Source organism: Armatimonadia bacterium, assembly GCA_039679385.1.
GTDB lineage: Bacteria > Armatimonadota > Zipacnadia > Zipacnadales > JABUFB01 > JAJFTQ01.
The window spans coordinates 1-15,502 of sequence record JBDKVB010000037.1 but is presented as its reverse complement, the minus strand read 5'-3'; the positions used below and the strand labels follow the sequence as shown (position 1 = coordinate 15,502).

Genomic DNA, 15,502 nt, shown 5'->3' with positions numbered 1-15,502 from the left:
CGACCTGCGAGACCAGCACCTCGATGGTGCCGTCTCCCCGTGCCTGGCCATGGACGCCGAGAGTGAGGCGCGTCAACTGCGTCAGGTCGAAGCGGTTGTTGTCATCCTTTGACCAGGCGCCGAGCTTGAAGCTGGACAGAGGAAGGGTGATGGTCTTCCATTCCGCCGTGGCCGCGGGCGCAGGATCGGCGTAGTAGTTTGCGCCGTTCTGTTCAATCAGCATCAGAAGGAGGCCGTTGATGTTGCCCGGCAGCTTGGCCTTGTAGGTGATCCGCAGGCCTGTGTAGCCGTCCAGTTCCAGACCCGCCAGAGATAGGGCCGGATTGCAGAACATGTGCGGCCCGACGGGGAACTTGGCGTCGAGACGGTAGCAGGTCGTACCACCGGGACCCTCGGCGGGCATGGTGACTGAGGCCGTCACTGCGGGGTCCTTGCCGACCTCCCAGCGATTCGCGCCGAGGAGGTTCACCGGAAGTGGGCTGGTCGGCTTGTAGGGCTCATCGGTGAAGCGGACGGCACTGACTGCGATGGAGCCCCTGGCGGGACCATCGAAGAGGAAGCCGATCCAGGCACGGTCGATCTTGTCCAGCGGCGGATTCGCCGCCTGATCGGAACTGAAGGCCGTCGGTCTCATGCTCGTTAGCGCCAGGCGCGTCTCAGCAAAACCTCGGGGCGTCAGTGGAGCGGCGCTGGTGCGGTACCAGGCGCCATCACCGGCGAAGAGCATGAGACACAGGCGCGGAGCCTTGCCGCTCTCCATGCTCAAGCGGTAGCGGAGCGCCAGAGCCTTCGCGGAGGATAGCGAGGCCGCTACCGGCGCTCCGAGCGCCAGCAGGCGACGCTCCTCGCCGGTCTTGGTGAAGGCAACCAGCGTGGCGTCCACGCCGTTGTCGGCACCGCGAAGGGTGCTGACCTCAGCCTCGAAGCCCAGGGAGTAGGCCAGTTGCATCCCCGCAAGCGAGACGTTGGCCGACTGGGCAAAGGCTATCGTGGCGGGAACCATCAGGGTGAGGCAGAGGATTGCGCCGAGTCTGCGGGTCATAGTGCAGCGCTCCTTCCGGGTCACCGAGCACTCACTTGCGCAAGCCTGCGTCAGTGGGCACTACAGCGTCTCGTTGGTCAGCTTGAGATTGTCGATGCAATACATGGTCTTCTCATCAGCCATGCTGCTCCAGCCCAGCCACGTCACGTTGGCGAAGTCGGCATGCTGAGTCTTCAGGCCCGTGAAGCGCTGTGGAGTGCGACTGGGAAGGGTCACGGACAGGCTCCAGGTGCCGTCAGCGTTCTTGCCGACCTGCGCCACGACCTCGAAGTGAACCCACTGGCCCTCCGGTAGGGCGAGTACCGGCTTGCCGTCCAGCTCGAGTTGACCACCCTTGATGGTGAAGGTGGGGCCGACGCGGTAGGGGTTCACGTCCCAGCTTCGCCACTCGTGGTACATGTTGACGCCTGCGGTCAGGTAGAGGTCGAAGCTGCAGCGCGTGCGCCCCGAGTTGTGGTTCGGGTTGTAGTAGAAGTGCGGATCCCAGGGGTTGTCCTGACCCGGTGCGTCCTGAACCCGGAAGCAGTGCTTGCTGCCTCCAGCGCCTAGGTCACCCGTGGTTCCCGCATAGCCACCCTTTGACCCCCGGTACGCCGACATGCCGGCAGGTGTGGCACCGTCTCCGAGAAGCTCGAAATCCTCGTCGACCACGAGCGGCGGAGGTGGAGGAGGAGTGGGTGGCAGCACCAGCTCCGGGTAGGTCAGTGACCGGGCCCGTGCGACCCAGGCTGGGTTCCCGTAGACGCCGGCCTGGGTGTAGTCGAAGGGCCTGAAGCCGATCTTCTCCGCGGGCGAGCCCGGCTTGAGCCGGAAGTCATGCTTCGCGGGGTCAAAGAAGAGCGGGTCGGCGACGAGGGAGTCGGCGTCCTTGCCTGAGGCCTGCCAGGCCTTGAAGTCCTTTCCGTAGAACAGCGCTCCCTTGTCCGAGGTGTCCCAGTAGAGGTTGCGGTTGAGCGTGAAGTTGGCCTTGTCCAACCGGCCGCCGAGGGGCTGGCCATTGTCGGTGAGAACGAGGTTGCGCTCGAAGGTCAGGCTGTTGGGCAAGTCCGAGCGGGAGCTCATGACGTTGGCTTCGCGGGAGTAGGCGAAGATGTTGTTGCGCATGAGGTTGCGCATCCCGTAGTGCTGGTGCATCCCGCCGCTCTTTGTGTTGTAGACGAGGTTGTTCTCCAGCACGATGTCACTGCTGCCCTCGTCGGTGTACAGCCCCCAGCCGCCGTAGGTGTAGGAGTAGGCATCGTGGCAGAGGTTGTTGCTGACCGTGGTGCCCGGCTGGGGACCAAGGGTGTACACGGCACCCATGTCGCTGAGCACGCCCCAACCGTAGTGGTGGATATGGTTGAACTCGATCCGGTTGCGGGCCGCGAGACTCTCGGCATAGCCCCAACGCCAGCCGACGGACACCCCGGTGTAGTACAGGTCGCTGATGTCGTTGTGGGTGACGCGGTTATCGGGGCTCTGGCCGATCCAGACTCCGCAGCAACCGGGGAAGAGGCGGCCGCCGCTGTGGACGATGTTGTTGTCGAAGGTGATGTGGCTCGAGACGATGCCCCGGTCCGCCGGAATACCGCCCTCGCCGACACGAAGCGCGCCGGCACCCATGTCCTCGAAGTAGCTGTGACGGACTCGGCAGTCGTGGCAGCCCTGGCGGAACCAGATCCCGTAGATGCCGATGTGCGACACCTCGCAGCGCTCGAAGACGATGTCCCGGGCCCCGTCGGCCATGACCGTCGCGGGGATGCTGAAGGCGGCCTGCGAGTCGCCCTGGCCACCCTCGGGCGTCACGTACTGGCTGTAGCGGAAGGTGAGGTCGCTGAAGCGCAGGTGCTCAACGGTCATCCCGACCGAGGGGTCACCGGCGATGCGTAGGAAGCGATCGTTGACTGGTGCGATGGCCTCGGCCCGCGTCATGTCCTCACCCGGCAGCGGCTTGTAGGAGAGCGTGCCCTTGCGGTCGAGGAACCACTCTCCAGGCTGGTCGAGGGCTCCGCGGTAGTTCTCAAGGTGATACCTCTGACCACCCCACAGGGCCCAGTTCACCCTTCCGCGCAGGGCGACTGTGTTGGCCGCTGGATCGATCCAGTCGATCGGCCGGCGCGAGGTCTCCCAGTTGATGTAGACGATGGCCTGGACGTCATGGAGCTCTTGCGGCGTGAGCTTGGTGAGCGAAGCGAGGTCCTCGGGACGCGCCTCGAAGCCCCTCTGTGTCAGGTCGACTGCCGTGCCGGTGGCGGGGTCGATGCCCTTCGTCAGAGGCCGAACCAGGAGGAAGTACCTCAGGTCGTCCCAGTTGGGGTAACCGGCCTGAGCACCCGCGCTGGCCGGCAAGGTGCCCAGATTCGGAGTGCGTGCCCGAACCGCACGGCGGCCGTTCACCCAGAGCTGCTCGAAGTACCACTTGCCTGCTGCGACCTCCGGGACCTGGCAGGACCACACACCCTCAGGTCCCGGCTTCCAGCCGGTCAGGGTTCGTCCCCCAGAGAAGACCGGATGGGCACCCGTGGCCGCCTGATAGGTGATCGGACAGGAGGCGGTGCCGCTGTCCTCGGGCCGGAACTCCACGGCTTGCGGGAGAGCATACACGCCGTCGGCGAAGATCACGCGCACGGGCTCGGTGAGCGGTCCGGCGGCCGTGAGGAGGCGAACGGCGTCACGGGCTCCCTGCAGAGTCGCCAAAGGGCCGTCCTTGCCTCCCGTCTGGAAATCGCGGAAGCGCCCGGACCACGAGTCCTTGCCCTCGGGCGAGACGTAGAAGGTCACCGCGTGTGCGGAAGCGACGCAGAGCACGGCGAGCAGGACAGGCAGGGCACGTCGAGACATTGCAACGGACCTCCCGGTGCAGAGAGCAGGTGTTGGTAGCATGCGTCTCCACGCGGGGAACGTCATGCGTCCGGCCTGATCTTCGTCTCGGCAGCGTCCCGTTGCCCTTTGGCTTGCAGGTAGTCGGCGTACCAGTCCGGCGCGTTCATCTCAAAGCGGAAGATGTGCCGCAGGAGTCCCAGACGCCAGACCCAGCGATACAGTCGCTCCTTGGCTGCCCAGAAGCGCTCCGCGGCCGCCAGGCGTTCGGAGTCCCACGCAGTGTGCCGGCGGACCTCGGCATCCGCTTCGGTCATCACGAGACGCAGGTCAAGCTGCTCCAGCCGCCAATCGGGAGAGGCCCCCTGAGCCAGGCGATCGAAGAGCTTGCGTGCCTCAGCCGGGTCAACGGAGGACACGTCGCCCATGCTGCGCAGCCACTGAGCCCAGCCCTCGGTGTCGGACCCGAGATAGCGCTGTGCATAGGCCTGGAGAACCTCGTCGGCGTTGGCATACTGCCCCGAGGAGAGGCCTGCGAGCAGGGCCTTGTTGACGTCGTCGCAGATGCCCTCGGAGTAAGCGCAGTAGCCTTCGGCCCCGCGGGCGAACAGCTCTCGCACGGTAGTCTCGATCCGCGTCGGCGCGATGGGCGCACCCCAGTGACCGTAGACATCGAGGCCGCGCTTCTCCCCGTAGCCGATGTGCACGAAGGCCCGGTCACGGGTGCCCTGCGGGATCGGGCGCTGCGTGTAGCTGGTTGAGCCATAGAGGATGTAGTGGGCGAAGCTGGGGAAGAAGCCCGGAGCCTCGCGCTCGGCCCACTCGGTGAAGGCCTTGTGGTCGTCGTCGCTCCACCACCAGCCGATGAGGCCGGCCTCGATCTCGCCGAAGACCTCCCTGGCGGTCAGTGCGATCTCCCGATAGAGCTTGCCGAAGGCGACGATCCAGGGCTTGCAGGCATCGCAGTCGCAGCCACCGTAGTCGTAGGGACAGGCCTCCAGAGAGCGCAGCTTCAGACCCCGCCGGGCGAAGTCCTCGAAGAGGTTGCGGTAGTTGCGCACGATCATCTCGGTGACGCCCGGCTTCGAGGGACAGACCAGTTGGCCGAAGACGTGCTCGCCTTTCACCGCCTCGTTCTCCGGAGTGACCTGGTCGGAGAACACGTGGTTCGGCGTGATGACGAGCGAGAGGTCGAGGCCCAGCTTGTCGGCGACGGTGAAGTTCGAGAACTTGCGCTCCCACATCGCCTCCGGCATGTTGTACAGACGGTGCGGGCCGCGGTAGACATCGTACAGGTCGATCGTATCGAACCAATCGGCGAAGCGGTTGAAGCCCCAGAAGCGGGCCTCGGAGAGAAGTTCGCCCATCTCGCGGGGCAGGGCGACCTCGTAGCTGTTGCCGAAGTGGGAGGGGCAGTACAGCTCACGGACGGGCAGGGAATCCGGCATAGCGGTCGGCAACTCCAGTGTTCGCAGTGATCGGGCCGCTACCGGCCCGTACTCAGGCTTCGGGTGCGGCGACGATCAGTGTCGCAGCGGGAGGGCGACGTTGAAGGAGTATTCTGGCGAGCCCTCACCTTCGGGCGCACAGGCACAGAACAGGGCTGTCGGCACGCCCTCCTCAAGGAGGAGCTGCGGCCGCTCCAGGTTATTCACGTGCTCGACCTGTCCGTCCTCCCAGTGGATCTCGCGACTCACGGCCGGTTGTGGACCGGAGAGCTGCCAGCGCTCTGCGTCGCGAGACTCGAAGAGAGCGATGCAGCCCTTCTCGGCCTGGGTGAAGTACCCCTGGAAGTCCTTGATGAGCAGGTAGTAGCGGTCGTCCTGGTACCAGACGAAGCCGTCCTCGACCGCCCAGGGGTTCTCGGGGTTCCGCAGGATCGGCTCCGGGAAGCGCGTGAAGGGACCCTGGGGGGTGTCGGCAGAGGCCACGCCCGAGAGCACTGCTCCGCCCTTAGGCATCGGACCATCGCCGACGCCCTTGTAGACCATGACGAAGCGTCCGTCAGGCCCCTCGCAGACGGTCGGGTTGCTGGTCATCAGACAGTCCCAGCAGCCGGGAGCCACGTCCAGCACCGGCTTGTCGAAGCGCTGCCAGGGCCCGCTGGGATGATCTGCGACGGCCACGCCGATGCGCTGGTTGTTGCGGTGGTTCCAGAACTCGCCGTTGCCGTAGTTGCCCATGTAGTACAGGTAGTACCGGCCGCCGGCGGCAAGGACCGTCGGGTTGTGAGTGACATCGCGATCCCAGGCATCCCCGCCGGCGCCCGCAAGGACGACGCCCTGGAACTCGTAGGGACCGAGACGGTCGGCGCTCACGGCCTGGGCGATCTCGGAGTGGGTCACCCAGGCGCCGAAGCCTTCTGCCTTGGGCCAGCGGGAGAAGAGCAGGTGGTACAGCCCGTCCTGGCCCCGGACGGCACTGCCACACCACACATACCAGTTGTCCATGCTGAATACCGCGCGACGCGGCACGGGCAGAAGCAAAGACCCGAAATCCATCACTGCGACCTCCGGAAGGGATGCCGTCTACTGACCGGCCTTCACCTCGTACAGCTCGATCTCCCACCCAATCCCTGTGCGTTACGCGACGCGCATACTCTCCTGGCCAATGCCTTCAGACTGTCAGCTCATCTTGAAGATGGGCTCCACGCCTGCGATGCGCTGCTTGAGACTCGCCCGCTCGGCCTCGCTCAGAGGCTTGTAGTTCAGCGCCGCCTCGACGGCCATCTGCCACAGCCTCTCATCGCCCGGAGGCACCGCAGCGACGATGGGAAGGTCGAGGGTATACCGTAGGAGCAGCGCTGCCAACTCCGGGTCGTCCTGCGGCTGATACCAGCACTTCGGGTACTTGCGTGGCGCCTTCGCGGCGACCGGCGTCCAGGCCATCGCTTTCAGTGCCAGGCATGCCGCGCCCTTCTCAGCGGCCTTCTGAAGGACCTGCGGGCCGAAGCCGCCGTTCTCGATGCACACGGCATTGAAGGGGAACAGGACGCTGTCGAAGGGGAACTCGTCGAGGGCCTTGAGGGCTGCCTCGACACTGTGGGCCGAGAACCCCACGTGAAGGACCTGACCCTTCTCGCGCGCCCGGAGGAGCACTTCGAGGGCACCGTCGGGGCCGAGAGCCTTCTCCGCATCTGCCACGCTGGTCAGACCGTGAAGCTGGTACAAGTCGAAGTGATCGGTCTGGAGGACCCGCAAGGACTGCTCCAGTTCGGCCTGTGCTCCGGCCGCGTCACGCTTGCCGGTCTTGCAGGCGAGGAAGCAGCGGTCTCGATAGGGCTTGAGCGCCGGGCCAAGACGATCCTGCGCATCGCCGTAGCTGGGCGCAACGTCGAAGTAGTTGATGCCCTTGCCGATGGCCCAGGAGACCAGGTCATCAGCAGCGGACTGCTCGAGGCGGCTCACCACGATCCCACCGAGCCCCAGGATGGACAGCGCGCGTCCCGTGTTTCCATAGGCACGTTTCATGATCCCGGTTCCAGCCTGCGCCTCACCGGCACCGAGCGTACCGGCCGCCGCTGCACCAAGACTTGCACCGGCTAGGGTGGAGATGAACTCGCGTCGTTTCACCATGGTCGCCTCCTTTGTTCATATGGTGTAGCGAAGTTCCGCGTCAGAGGCTGCGCAACCTGCCGCCCAGTGTGAAGGAGCGTAGTGCCCGCCCGGTGAAATGCCGCGCACTAGCGACGGCCTTCGCGACGATGCGGCGGTCTACTCCTCACGAACTCCCATCTACAATCAAGGCAGGGAACAGCCATGCCGCAGACAGTAAGGATCGGGTTGATCGGCGCCGGCTTCATGGGCCAGAAGGCGCACCTTGAGAACTACGTGACGATTCCGGAATGCAAGGTCGTTGCGCTGGCGGAGGGGAGAGAGGCGACGGCGAGGCAGGTGGCGGACAAGTTCGGCATCGCGCACGTCTACCCTGACCACCGGGCGATGCTGGCGGCCGAGGAGCTTGATGCAGTGGTGGCGGTCATGCCCTACCGACTCTACCATGCGGTGGTGCCGGAGGTTCTCCAGGCCGGCCTGCCTCTGCTGACCGAGAAGCCCATGTGCCTGCGCACCGACACCGCACGGGGCCTGGCAGAGCTGGCCGATCGTCAGGGCGTCGTGTACTACGTGGGCTACATGAAGCGCTCGCTGCCCGCAACGCAGGAGGCCGTGAAGACGCTTCGCCAGTGGCAGGCCAGTGGCGAAGTGGGATCGATGCGCTACCTGCGGGCCCTGATGCCGCCGGGGAACTGGACCTTCGACATCGAGAGGCCTGTAAGTGGCCCGGATGCACCAGTCAGCTACGAGGGCGAAGCTCCCGAGGCGCCGCCGGAGCACCTCTCACCGGAGATGCAGCGCAAGTACGACTCCTTCGTGAACTACTACATTCACCAGGTGAACCTGATCCGCTACCTGTTGGGGGAGGACTGGCACGTCACCTACGTCGACCCCACGGAGGCGGTGCTGGCTGGTGAGTCGGAGAGCGGAGTGCCGGTGGTGCTGGAAATGCAGGGCTACGGGCTCAAGAACGGCTGGGAGGAAAGCTATCGGGTGGTGTTCGAGGCCGGCAAGGTGGATCTGTCCGTCCCGGCACCCCTGGCGCGCCAGCGTGGTGGAGAGCTGGACGTCTTCTCATCGGCGACGCAGACCAGTATCCGGCCGGTCTTGCCGCCGCACTGGTGCTTCCTTGAGCAGGCCCGGCACTTCGTCCGCTGCCTCCGCGGCGAGGATACTCCGCGAGTGTCAGTGTGGGATGCGGTGAAGGATCTCGAGGTCGCGGATGAGTATGTGCGCCTGCTGGAGAAGAGACGTTGACAGGCTGAAGAGGACCAACAGACAGCCGGCACGAAGTAGGGAGCGCCGATGGTAGGCGCTCCCTGAGGTGACTACGGGAAGACTGAGTAGATCGCTGCCAGACCCTAGCCCTGAATGCGGTAGTACATGGCGGTCATGATGGCGAGGGAGAGGATCCAGATCACGGCGCTCACACGGGTGATCTTGTAGAGCCATTCCTCGCGGCTGCCCGGCTTGAAGCGCGTCTCAGAGCCGCTGCCCATGGCAGCGGAGAAGCCCTCCGCCTTGGTGGTCTGGAACATGACCGAAAGGACCAGTGCGATGCCACTGATCAGGGAGATGATGCCGAAGATCATCTCAGGGACGGTAAAGACATGTGTGCCCACGTCAGGGCCTCCAGTCGGACGGTGCGCATGGGCAAGGCCAAGGACCCGCCGCTTCTAGATTGTCAGCTCCCTGCGAGACCCTGAGCCTCGAGGAAGGCGCGTAACTGCTCATAGAACACCTTCAGCGGCGGTATGTGCCCCTCGCCACTACCTCCATCATACCACACAATGGTCTTTGGGTCACGTGCTGCCGCAAACAGCGCCTCACTGCATACACTGGGGATGATCTTGTCGGTCCGACCATTGAGCATCAGTAGCGGCCGCGGCGAGATGTGCCCCGAAAAACTCACCGGGTCGATATAGGGAAACTGGTCGGCGAAGCGCTCCAGGTCACCCATCTCGCTGCGCAGTTTCTTGACCAGGCCGATCTGTGAGCGGTTGAACATTTCGGGCAGGTTCCCGCCTCCGACGATGAGCCACGGTGCGGCGATGCGCTGGTCCACGGCTGTGACGATCGTGCCCATGATAGAGCCCAGACTCATCCCCACCAGCACCAGGTGATCCGTGTCGAGGTCGTCGCGTGTCTTCAGGTAGTCGATGGCACGTCGGTTGTCCACGATGGCCTGGCGGAAGGCTGCTCCCGTAGCGACCGGATCGGAGGAGAACACCTGCTTGCCCTCGACCTTTCGCTCACCGTGGAAGGGCGCGTCGATGCTCATCACGGCGATCCCCAGCGGGCACACGAGCGGCGCCAGGATCATGGTGCCCTGGTTGCGGTCGCCGCCGAGGCCGTGGAGAGCGAGAATGACCTTGGGCTTGGCCGGGGTCTTCGGTCGGCACAGCAGCGCCGGGACTCTCTGGCCGTTGATGCTGCTGAAATGGACCGTCTGGGCGGTCATGATCCCGCGGTCCTGGGGCTCTTCCGCCTTGGCCTCCAGGGGCTGCGTGGCGTCATAGGCGTAGAAGGCCTGGAGTTGGTCCCAGGTGGGCGTGGAGGCAGCACCACAGCCCTGCGAGATGAGAGCGAGGCCTAGTGCCGACAGGGCCAGGAGCCAGGCACGTCGTGTCCGGTGCTGGTTCATCTTCACTGCCTCGCCCAGGAGAGCATATTGCCAACGAATCGGAGCCTGATTGTAGCCGGGCACCCCGGGAGCGTCAAGGTGAGCCCCACACCCACGCAGGGCACAAGGCTATCGCTGGAGAAGTCGACATCGAGTGGCGCAACCAGGGAAGGGTGAGCGAGCATGTACCGTCCGCACCGTCGGTGCGTTCCGTCAGTAGCCCTTGGCCTCGGGCTGATGGCCTCGGTGATCGCGTGGCTGGGAGTCCCGATGCTCTGCTGCGCACAGGAGGGAACCGTGCAAGACCGGATCGACTGGCCCAGCTTCATGAGTCGTCAGGACCTTGTCTGGGACAGCCTCCCGCGGGCATGGCATGAGGGAGCCTTCGTCGGAAACGGCCTCGTCGGCGCCATGATCTACCAGGACACCGCCGGACCCCTGCGCTGGGACCTCGGTCGCAGCGATGTCTGCGAGCACCAGCCCAAAGGCAACCACCGCCTGCAGATCGGCGAGATGCTGCTGAACCCGGTGGGGAAGATCCAGTCGGGGACGATGCGTCTTGACCTGTGGAACGCGGAGGCGGACGGGAAGCTCACCACCGACCGTGGGACGATCACCTTCCACTGTCTGGCCCACGCTCAGCGCAACGTGGTTCTCGTCGACCTGCAGACCACCGGCGACGAGAGCGAGTGCGCCTGGTCCTGGAGACCGGGGCTGCCGGTGAACCCGCGGCTTGTCTACCAAAAGCAGCCCGTGAACAACCCGAACCCCGAGGCACGCGAGGAGACGGTGGGGGAGACCCTCGTGTGGATTCAGCCTCGCACCAGTGGGGGCGAGTATGCGGTCGCGTGGCGTGATGTGGTGCTCGGGCCGGGCCATCGGTTGCGGGTGATCAGCCTCGGCGACAGCTTCCCGCAGGTTGGTGGCGCGCAGGAGGCCGTGAAGGCCGTCGATGAGGCAGCGCAGCTTGGCCTTGAGGCTCTGGCCAAGACGCACCGCGAGTGGTGGCACGCCTACTACCCCCAAAGCTTCGTCTCGGTGCCCGATGCCCGCGTCGAGAGTTTCTACTGGATCCAGATGTACAAGCTGGCCTCGGCGACGCGAGCGGATCGACCGGCGATCGACCTGATGGGGCCCTGGTTCCGCACGACGCCCTGGCCGGCGATCTGGTGGAATCTGAACCTGCAACTGACCTACTGGCCCGTGTACACGGCGAACCGGCTGGAGATTGGCGAGTCGCTATGCCGGATGATGGACGCGGGCTTTGATAACCTCATCAAGAACGCGCCGGAAGCTATGCGCGGCGACTCGGCCGCAGTCGGACGCGTGACCACCTACGACTGCCTGGGGTCGGTGGGTGATGAGCGCGGGAACCTCACCTGGGCCTGCCACAACTACTGGCTGCAGTGTCGCTACGCGGGCGATGACGAGCGGCTGCGCACCCACTTGTTCCCCCTGCTCAAGCGGGCGGTCGGCTACTACCTGCATCTGCTGCAGGAGGGACCTGACGGGTACCTGCATCTTCCGGTGTCGGTGTCGCCGGAGTATCCGCAGAAGGCCGCCGACACGAACTATGACCTGTCGCTCCTGCGCTGGGGGCTTACGACGCTGATCGAGACCAGCCGGCGCCTCAAGCTGGATGACCCGCTTGTGCCGCGCTGGACGGAAGTGCTCCAGCGGCTGACGCCGTATCCCACCGATGCCAACGGGCTCATGATCGGCAAGGAGGTGCCCTTTGCGCAGTCGCACCGGCATTTCTCGCACCTGCTGATGGTGTACCCGCTGCGGCTGGTGACCTGGGAGCAGCCGGAGAGCCAGAAGCTGATCGAGACCTCGCTGCGACACTGGATCGGCTTCGAGGGCGCGCTGCAGGGGTACTCCTTCACGGGCGCCGCCGGGATCGCCGCCGAGATGGGGCGCGGTGAGGAGGCCGCCGGGTACCTGGGCAAGTTCCTCGACCGCTATGTGAAGCCGAACACGATGTACCTTGAGGCCGGGCCGGTGATCGAGACGCCGCTCTCGGCTGCGCAGGCCCTGCATGAACTGCTGCTGCAAAGCTGGGGTGGTGTACTGCGGGTGTTCCCGGCAGCTCCGGACTCGTGGCCCGACCTCACCTTCCATCGACTGCGGGGAGAGGGTGCCTTCCTGGTCAGTGCGAGCAGGCAGGGCGGAAAGACGCAGTGGGTGCAGGTGGAGAGCCTGAAGGGCGAGCCGTGCCGTCTGAAGGCCGACCTCGCGGGACCGGTGCAGGTGCAAGGACCGGCAGCAGGCAAGGCCAAGGACCTCGGCGCCGGGATGTGGGAACTGGCCCTGGGCGCCGGGGAGTCTGTGACGCTCAGGGCGGCCGGCTCTGCCGAAGCCTGTGAGGTGGCGCCGGTCGCGCATGACGCCGCCACGATGAACCCCTACGGGAGTCCTCGCAAGCCGCCAGTGCCGCAGTCTGCCGACGGCAGCCTCGACCTCCACGCTGCGAGGGCCACGCTGCACGGGAGCGCGCTGTTCTACGAGAAGACGGCGACGCTGGACGATATAGGCCACTGGGTCGACGCGGCAGACTGGGTGTCCTGGGACGTGGTGGTGCAGCGACCGGGGACCTTCGAGCTCTCAGCCGCCTACTCTAGCCCGTCGAGCGGCCGCACCTTTGCCGTGGAGGTCGGGGGACAGCAACTCATCGGCGAGGTGCAAAGCACCGGGTCCTGGAACACCTTCCAGGAGTACAAGCTCGGGACGGTCGCCCTGACAACACCGGGCAAGGTGACGATCAAGGTGCGGGCCGTGAAGCTGCCCGGCGGCGGACTGATGAACCTGCAGCGCTTGCGGTTGGTGCCGGTGGCCGGGTAGGCAGACTGCGCACAGACTCGGAGAAGCAGTCAGGGGAGCCCAGAAGGGCTCCCCTTTCCTTTGGCGTCTTGAGGCCCGAGGAAATCGAGGCTACTGCGCCTTGAGGTCGAAGCACTTGAGCTCGGCCTGGCCGCGGAGGAGAAGCTTGCCGTCGACCAGCACCAGCGGCGCCCAGGTGCGCTTGCCGTCGATCACCTTAGCGCCAGCGAGCTCCTTGTAGGCGTCCGGGTTGGGGTCGACCAGGCGAAGCATCCCCTTGTCGCCGTCCATGACGATGAGCATACCATCCGCCTCGATGATGCCGCCGCGCTCGAAGTTGGGGCTGTAGCGAGTGTTCCAGCGGAGGTTGCCGTCCAGGTCCATGCACACGAGGCCATCGGCGCGCGAGTTGTCGTTGCTGACGATGTACATGTAGCCCTTGTACAGCACGGGCATGTGGATCTGCGCTCCGGCGGCCTGGGTGGCGAAGACCTGGGAGGCGCTGAAGGTATCGCCCTGGCGAGTGACCCGGATCATGACGCACCCTGCGCCGTAGCCGCCTGTGATGAAGAAGCGACCGTCACCGACCGGCATGGGAGCGGCGATGGGGATCTGGCACTGGAAGCCGGTGAAGCGCCACAGTTCCTTTCCGGTGGCGGCGTCGAGGCCGAGGACAACCCCCGGTGTGCTGGGAGTTGGCTGGCCGCCACGGGGACCACGGCCGCGCTGCGGCACGCTGATGGCGAGGATCTGGTCGACGCCCTCCACGGTCGCGAGCATCGGCGAGACATAGCCCGGGTTGCCGGGCAGGTCGGCGATCCAGACCTCGGCTCCGGTTGCCTGGTCAAGGGCCACGACGCCGGCCTTGTTCCCCTGCGGGGCAAGGATCACGGTGTTCTTGTACAGCACCGGGCACTGGGCGCAGCCCCACTCCGCACGCTTACCCTCATACTCGGTCATGAGCTGTTTCGTCCAGACCGGTTGGTGCGTGGCACGGTCCAGACAGGTGAGGTGACCGAACTCCCCGGTGAAGAAGACGTACTTCTCGTTGACGGCCGGCGTGCAGCGCGAGCCGTCCTGAGAGATCATGCCCGGAGCGTCATAGGCGTAGCGCCACTCCTCTTTGCCGGTGGCCAGATCGAGGCAGCGTAGCAGGTCCTGTTGCTTGGGCACGCGGTCCGTCACGTAGACCTTGCCCTGATAGACCGCCGGGCCACTGTAGCCGTCGGTAACGGTGGTCTGCCACAGGAGTCGTGGCCCGCCCTCGGGCCAGGAACGTGCGAGTCCCGTCTCCGTGGATATGCCATTGCGCGTGGGACCGAGCAGTTGCGGCCAGTCGGCCCGAGCGCAAGATCCGGTCAACACAAGAGCACAGACGGCAAGAACGACACCAAGGCTTCTGTCGGTGATACACCGTGTCATCGGCAGACTCTCCTCACGCAAGGATCATGCTCAGCAGGCCGGGACGGACTGAGCCAAACCAGACTGCTACCACTACTTCGGCAGCACGCAGTCCTGTCCCTGCCTGTCAGGGTTGACGAGAGTGCCAGACGGGAGGTTCGCCAGCCGACCGCAAGGTCACTGTAACGTCTCGGCCTGGAGATCAGGGCTCCCTTGCGGTGAAGTCCAGGACCAGGCGTCGCTCACCCTTGCTGAGGGTCACGACGCCGCTGTCCCAGTCACTGCGCAGGAAGGGGCTGTCGAAGGTGCGAGGCGGAGCGTAGTCGACGGGAGCACCGTTGATCTGCGGTGCTGCGCTACGGTCGGCGAAGAAGCGCAGGGCATCGCCATACCAGCTTGTGTGAGTGAGAACCTTGCCGTCGAAGCTCACCGGGAGCGCTGCAATCCGGCCTTGGAAGGTCTCGTAGTCGGCGACGTCGACCTTGCGGACCAGGGTGAGGATCAGCGGGGTGTCCGGGTCGGAGCAGACCAGCCACTCCCCGGCGCGGTCCTTGGGTCCGGCGGGCTCCCACTTGTAGGTGCCCGTGACCGGACGCACAGCAGCATAGGCGCCCGGTGCCTCGACGAAGACCCAGCCGTCACGCTCGACGCGGTTGGTGAAGCCCTGCGCATACCAGACTCGCATGAAGTCGGTGCCGGTGCTGGGTGCCCAGCGCTGGCAGATCAGCGTGCCCTTGCTCTGGACCGCCCAGTGTTGCTGGTAGGTCCGATCCCAGGTCTGTACGCCGCAGTGGGGGACGATGCGCAGGTCGCGACTGCCCGCCACGATGGCGCCGAGCCAGCGTCCCTGCGAACTGATCAGCGCCCAGTCCTCAAGGGGCCGCGGCTCATAGAGGCTGCAGCCGAGGATGAACTCCGGCGTGCAGTAGCTGTAGCGGAGGATGCCGCCGGTGTCGGTGCGGAGACGGTACTCGGCCACCTTGTTGTGGTATCCCGGCACAGAGAGGCCGGGGCAGCGATTGCGGACCTCGTAGACGCCCTTGCCCGCTGCGTCGAGGGCGATGTCCATGACGACCAGGGGCATGCGGTAGCTGCTGGTAAGGAGGTCGAGCTTGCTCCCGTCGGGAGGTGTCTGCCGGTTGATGCCCAGGTACAGCCAGGAGAGCTCCCAGTAGTAGTCATGGCCGGTGAAGGCGCCGCTGTTGTAGATGCGTGACTTGCCGCCACCTCGGACGCCTGCCAACTGTTCCTGCGCCCAGTCGG

General features: G+C 65.5%; 11 protein-coding genes. 2 read left to right on the top strand and 9 right to left on the bottom strand.

The features are described 5' to 3' along the window. From ABFE16_03715 to ABFE16_03695, 5 genes are all read right to left on the bottom strand, one after another. The coding region (locus ABFE16_03715) for a hypothetical protein (protein MEN6344384.1) at positions 1-1,042 on the bottom strand (1,042 nt) is incomplete at its 3' end. 60 nt (positions 1,043-1,102) lie between these two features. Beyond that, a complete protein-coding gene (locus tag ABFE16_03710) occupies positions 1,103-3,862 on the bottom strand; it encodes a right-handed parallel beta-helix repeat-containing protein (GenBank protein MEN6344383.1) in 2,760 nt (919 codons plus the stop codon). A gap of 62 nt (positions 3,863-3,924) precedes the next feature. After that, entirely contained in the window at positions 3,925-5,289 is a 1,365-nt protein-coding gene (locus ABFE16_03705) for a hypothetical protein (protein ID MEN6344382.1), read from the bottom strand. 75 nt (positions 5,290-5,364) lie between these two features. Continuing rightward, positions 5,365-6,342 carry a glycoside hydrolase family protein gene (locus tag ABFE16_03700; GenBank protein ID MEN6344381.1) on the bottom strand — a complete coding sequence of 326 codons (978 nt, stop codon included), beginning with the start codon at positions 6,340-6,342 and terminating at the stop codon, positions 5,365-5,367. 123 nt (positions 6,343-6,465) lie between these two features. Further along, positions 6,466-7,416, bottom strand: a complete 951-nt coding sequence (locus ABFE16_03695; GenBank protein MEN6344380.1) for an aldo/keto reductase — start codon at positions 7,414-7,416, stop codon at positions 6,466-6,468. Positions 7,417-7,599: 183 nt separating this feature from the next. On the opposite strand from ABFE16_03695, the gene ABFE16_03690 reads away from it, so the two are divergent. Then, positions 7,600-8,652 carry a Gfo/Idh/MocA family oxidoreductase gene (locus ABFE16_03690; protein ID MEN6344379.1) on the top strand — a complete coding sequence of 351 codons (1,053 nt, stop codon included), beginning with the start codon at positions 7,600-7,602 and terminating at the stop codon, positions 8,650-8,652. A gap of 104 nt (positions 8,653-8,756) precedes the next feature. On the opposite strand, the gene secG is transcribed toward ABFE16_03690, so the two are convergent. Both secG and ABFE16_03680 read right to left on the bottom strand, forming a co-directional pair. Further along, positions 8,757-9,017, bottom strand: a complete 261-nt coding sequence (gene secG / locus ABFE16_03685) for a preprotein translocase subunit SecG (GenBank protein ID MEN6344378.1) — start codon at positions 9,015-9,017, stop codon at positions 8,757-8,759. Positions 9,018-9,079: 62 nt separating this feature from the next. Further along, the gene (locus tag ABFE16_03680; GenBank protein ID MEN6344377.1) at positions 9,080-10,039 is read right to left on the bottom strand and encodes an alpha/beta hydrolase; all 960 of its coding nucleotides are present in this window, start codon (positions 10,037-10,039) and stop codon (positions 9,080-9,082) included. A gap of 162 nt (positions 10,040-10,201) precedes the next feature. Between ABFE16_03680 and ABFE16_03675 the strand changes: the two genes are divergently transcribed. Continuing rightward, positions 10,202-12,859, top strand: a complete 2,658-nt coding sequence (locus ABFE16_03675; GenBank protein ID MEN6344376.1) for a glycoside hydrolase family 95-like protein — start codon at positions 10,202-10,204, stop codon at positions 12,857-12,859. A 90-nt stretch (positions 12,860-12,949) separates the two neighbouring features. Here the strand turns inward: ABFE16_03675 and ABFE16_03670 are convergent, their stop codons facing one another. Continuing rightward, on the bottom strand, positions 12,950-14,260 hold the full coding sequence (locus ABFE16_03670; GenBank protein MEN6344375.1) for a PQQ-binding-like beta-propeller repeat protein: 1,311 nt from the start codon (positions 14,258-14,260) through the stop codon (positions 12,950-12,952). A gap of 181 nt (positions 14,261-14,441) precedes the next feature. Next, positions 14,442-15,502 (bottom strand): hypothetical protein (locus ABFE16_03665; protein MEN6344374.1); only part of this gene is annotated, 1,061 nt, incomplete at its 5' end.

Excerpts from the sequence above, each read along its gene's own strand:
- ABFE16_03710 (MEN6344383.1), bottom strand. The coding sequence starts at position 3,862 with ATGTCTCGACGTGCCCTGCCTGTCCTGCTCGCCGTGCTCTGCGTCGCT.
- ABFE16_03705 (MEN6344382.1), bottom strand. The coding sequence starts at position 5,289 with ATGCCGGATTCCCTGCCCGTCCGTGAGCTGTACTGCCCCTCCCACTTC.
- ABFE16_03675 (MEN6344376.1), top strand. The coding sequence starts at position 10,202 with ATGTACCGTCCGCACCGTCGGTGCGTTCCGTCAGTAGCCCTTGGCCTC.
- ABFE16_03700 (MEN6344381.1), bottom strand. The coding sequence starts at position 6,342 with ATGGATTTCGGGTCTTTGCTTCTGCCCGTGCCGCGTCGCGCGGTATTC.
- ABFE16_03695 (MEN6344380.1), bottom strand. The coding sequence starts at position 7,416 with ATGGTGAAACGACGCGAGTTCATCTCCACCCTAGCCGGTGCAAGTCTT.
- ABFE16_03690 (MEN6344379.1), top strand. The coding sequence starts at position 7,600 with ATGCCGCAGACAGTAAGGATCGGGTTGATCGGCGCCGGCTTCATGGGC.
- ABFE16_03670 (MEN6344375.1), bottom strand. The coding sequence starts at position 14,260 with ATGACACGGTGTATCACCGACAGAAGCCTTGGTGTCGTTCTTGCCGTC.
- ABFE16_03680 (MEN6344377.1), bottom strand. The coding sequence starts at position 10,039 with ATGAACCAGCACCGGACACGACGTGCCTGGCTCCTGGCCCTGTCGGCA.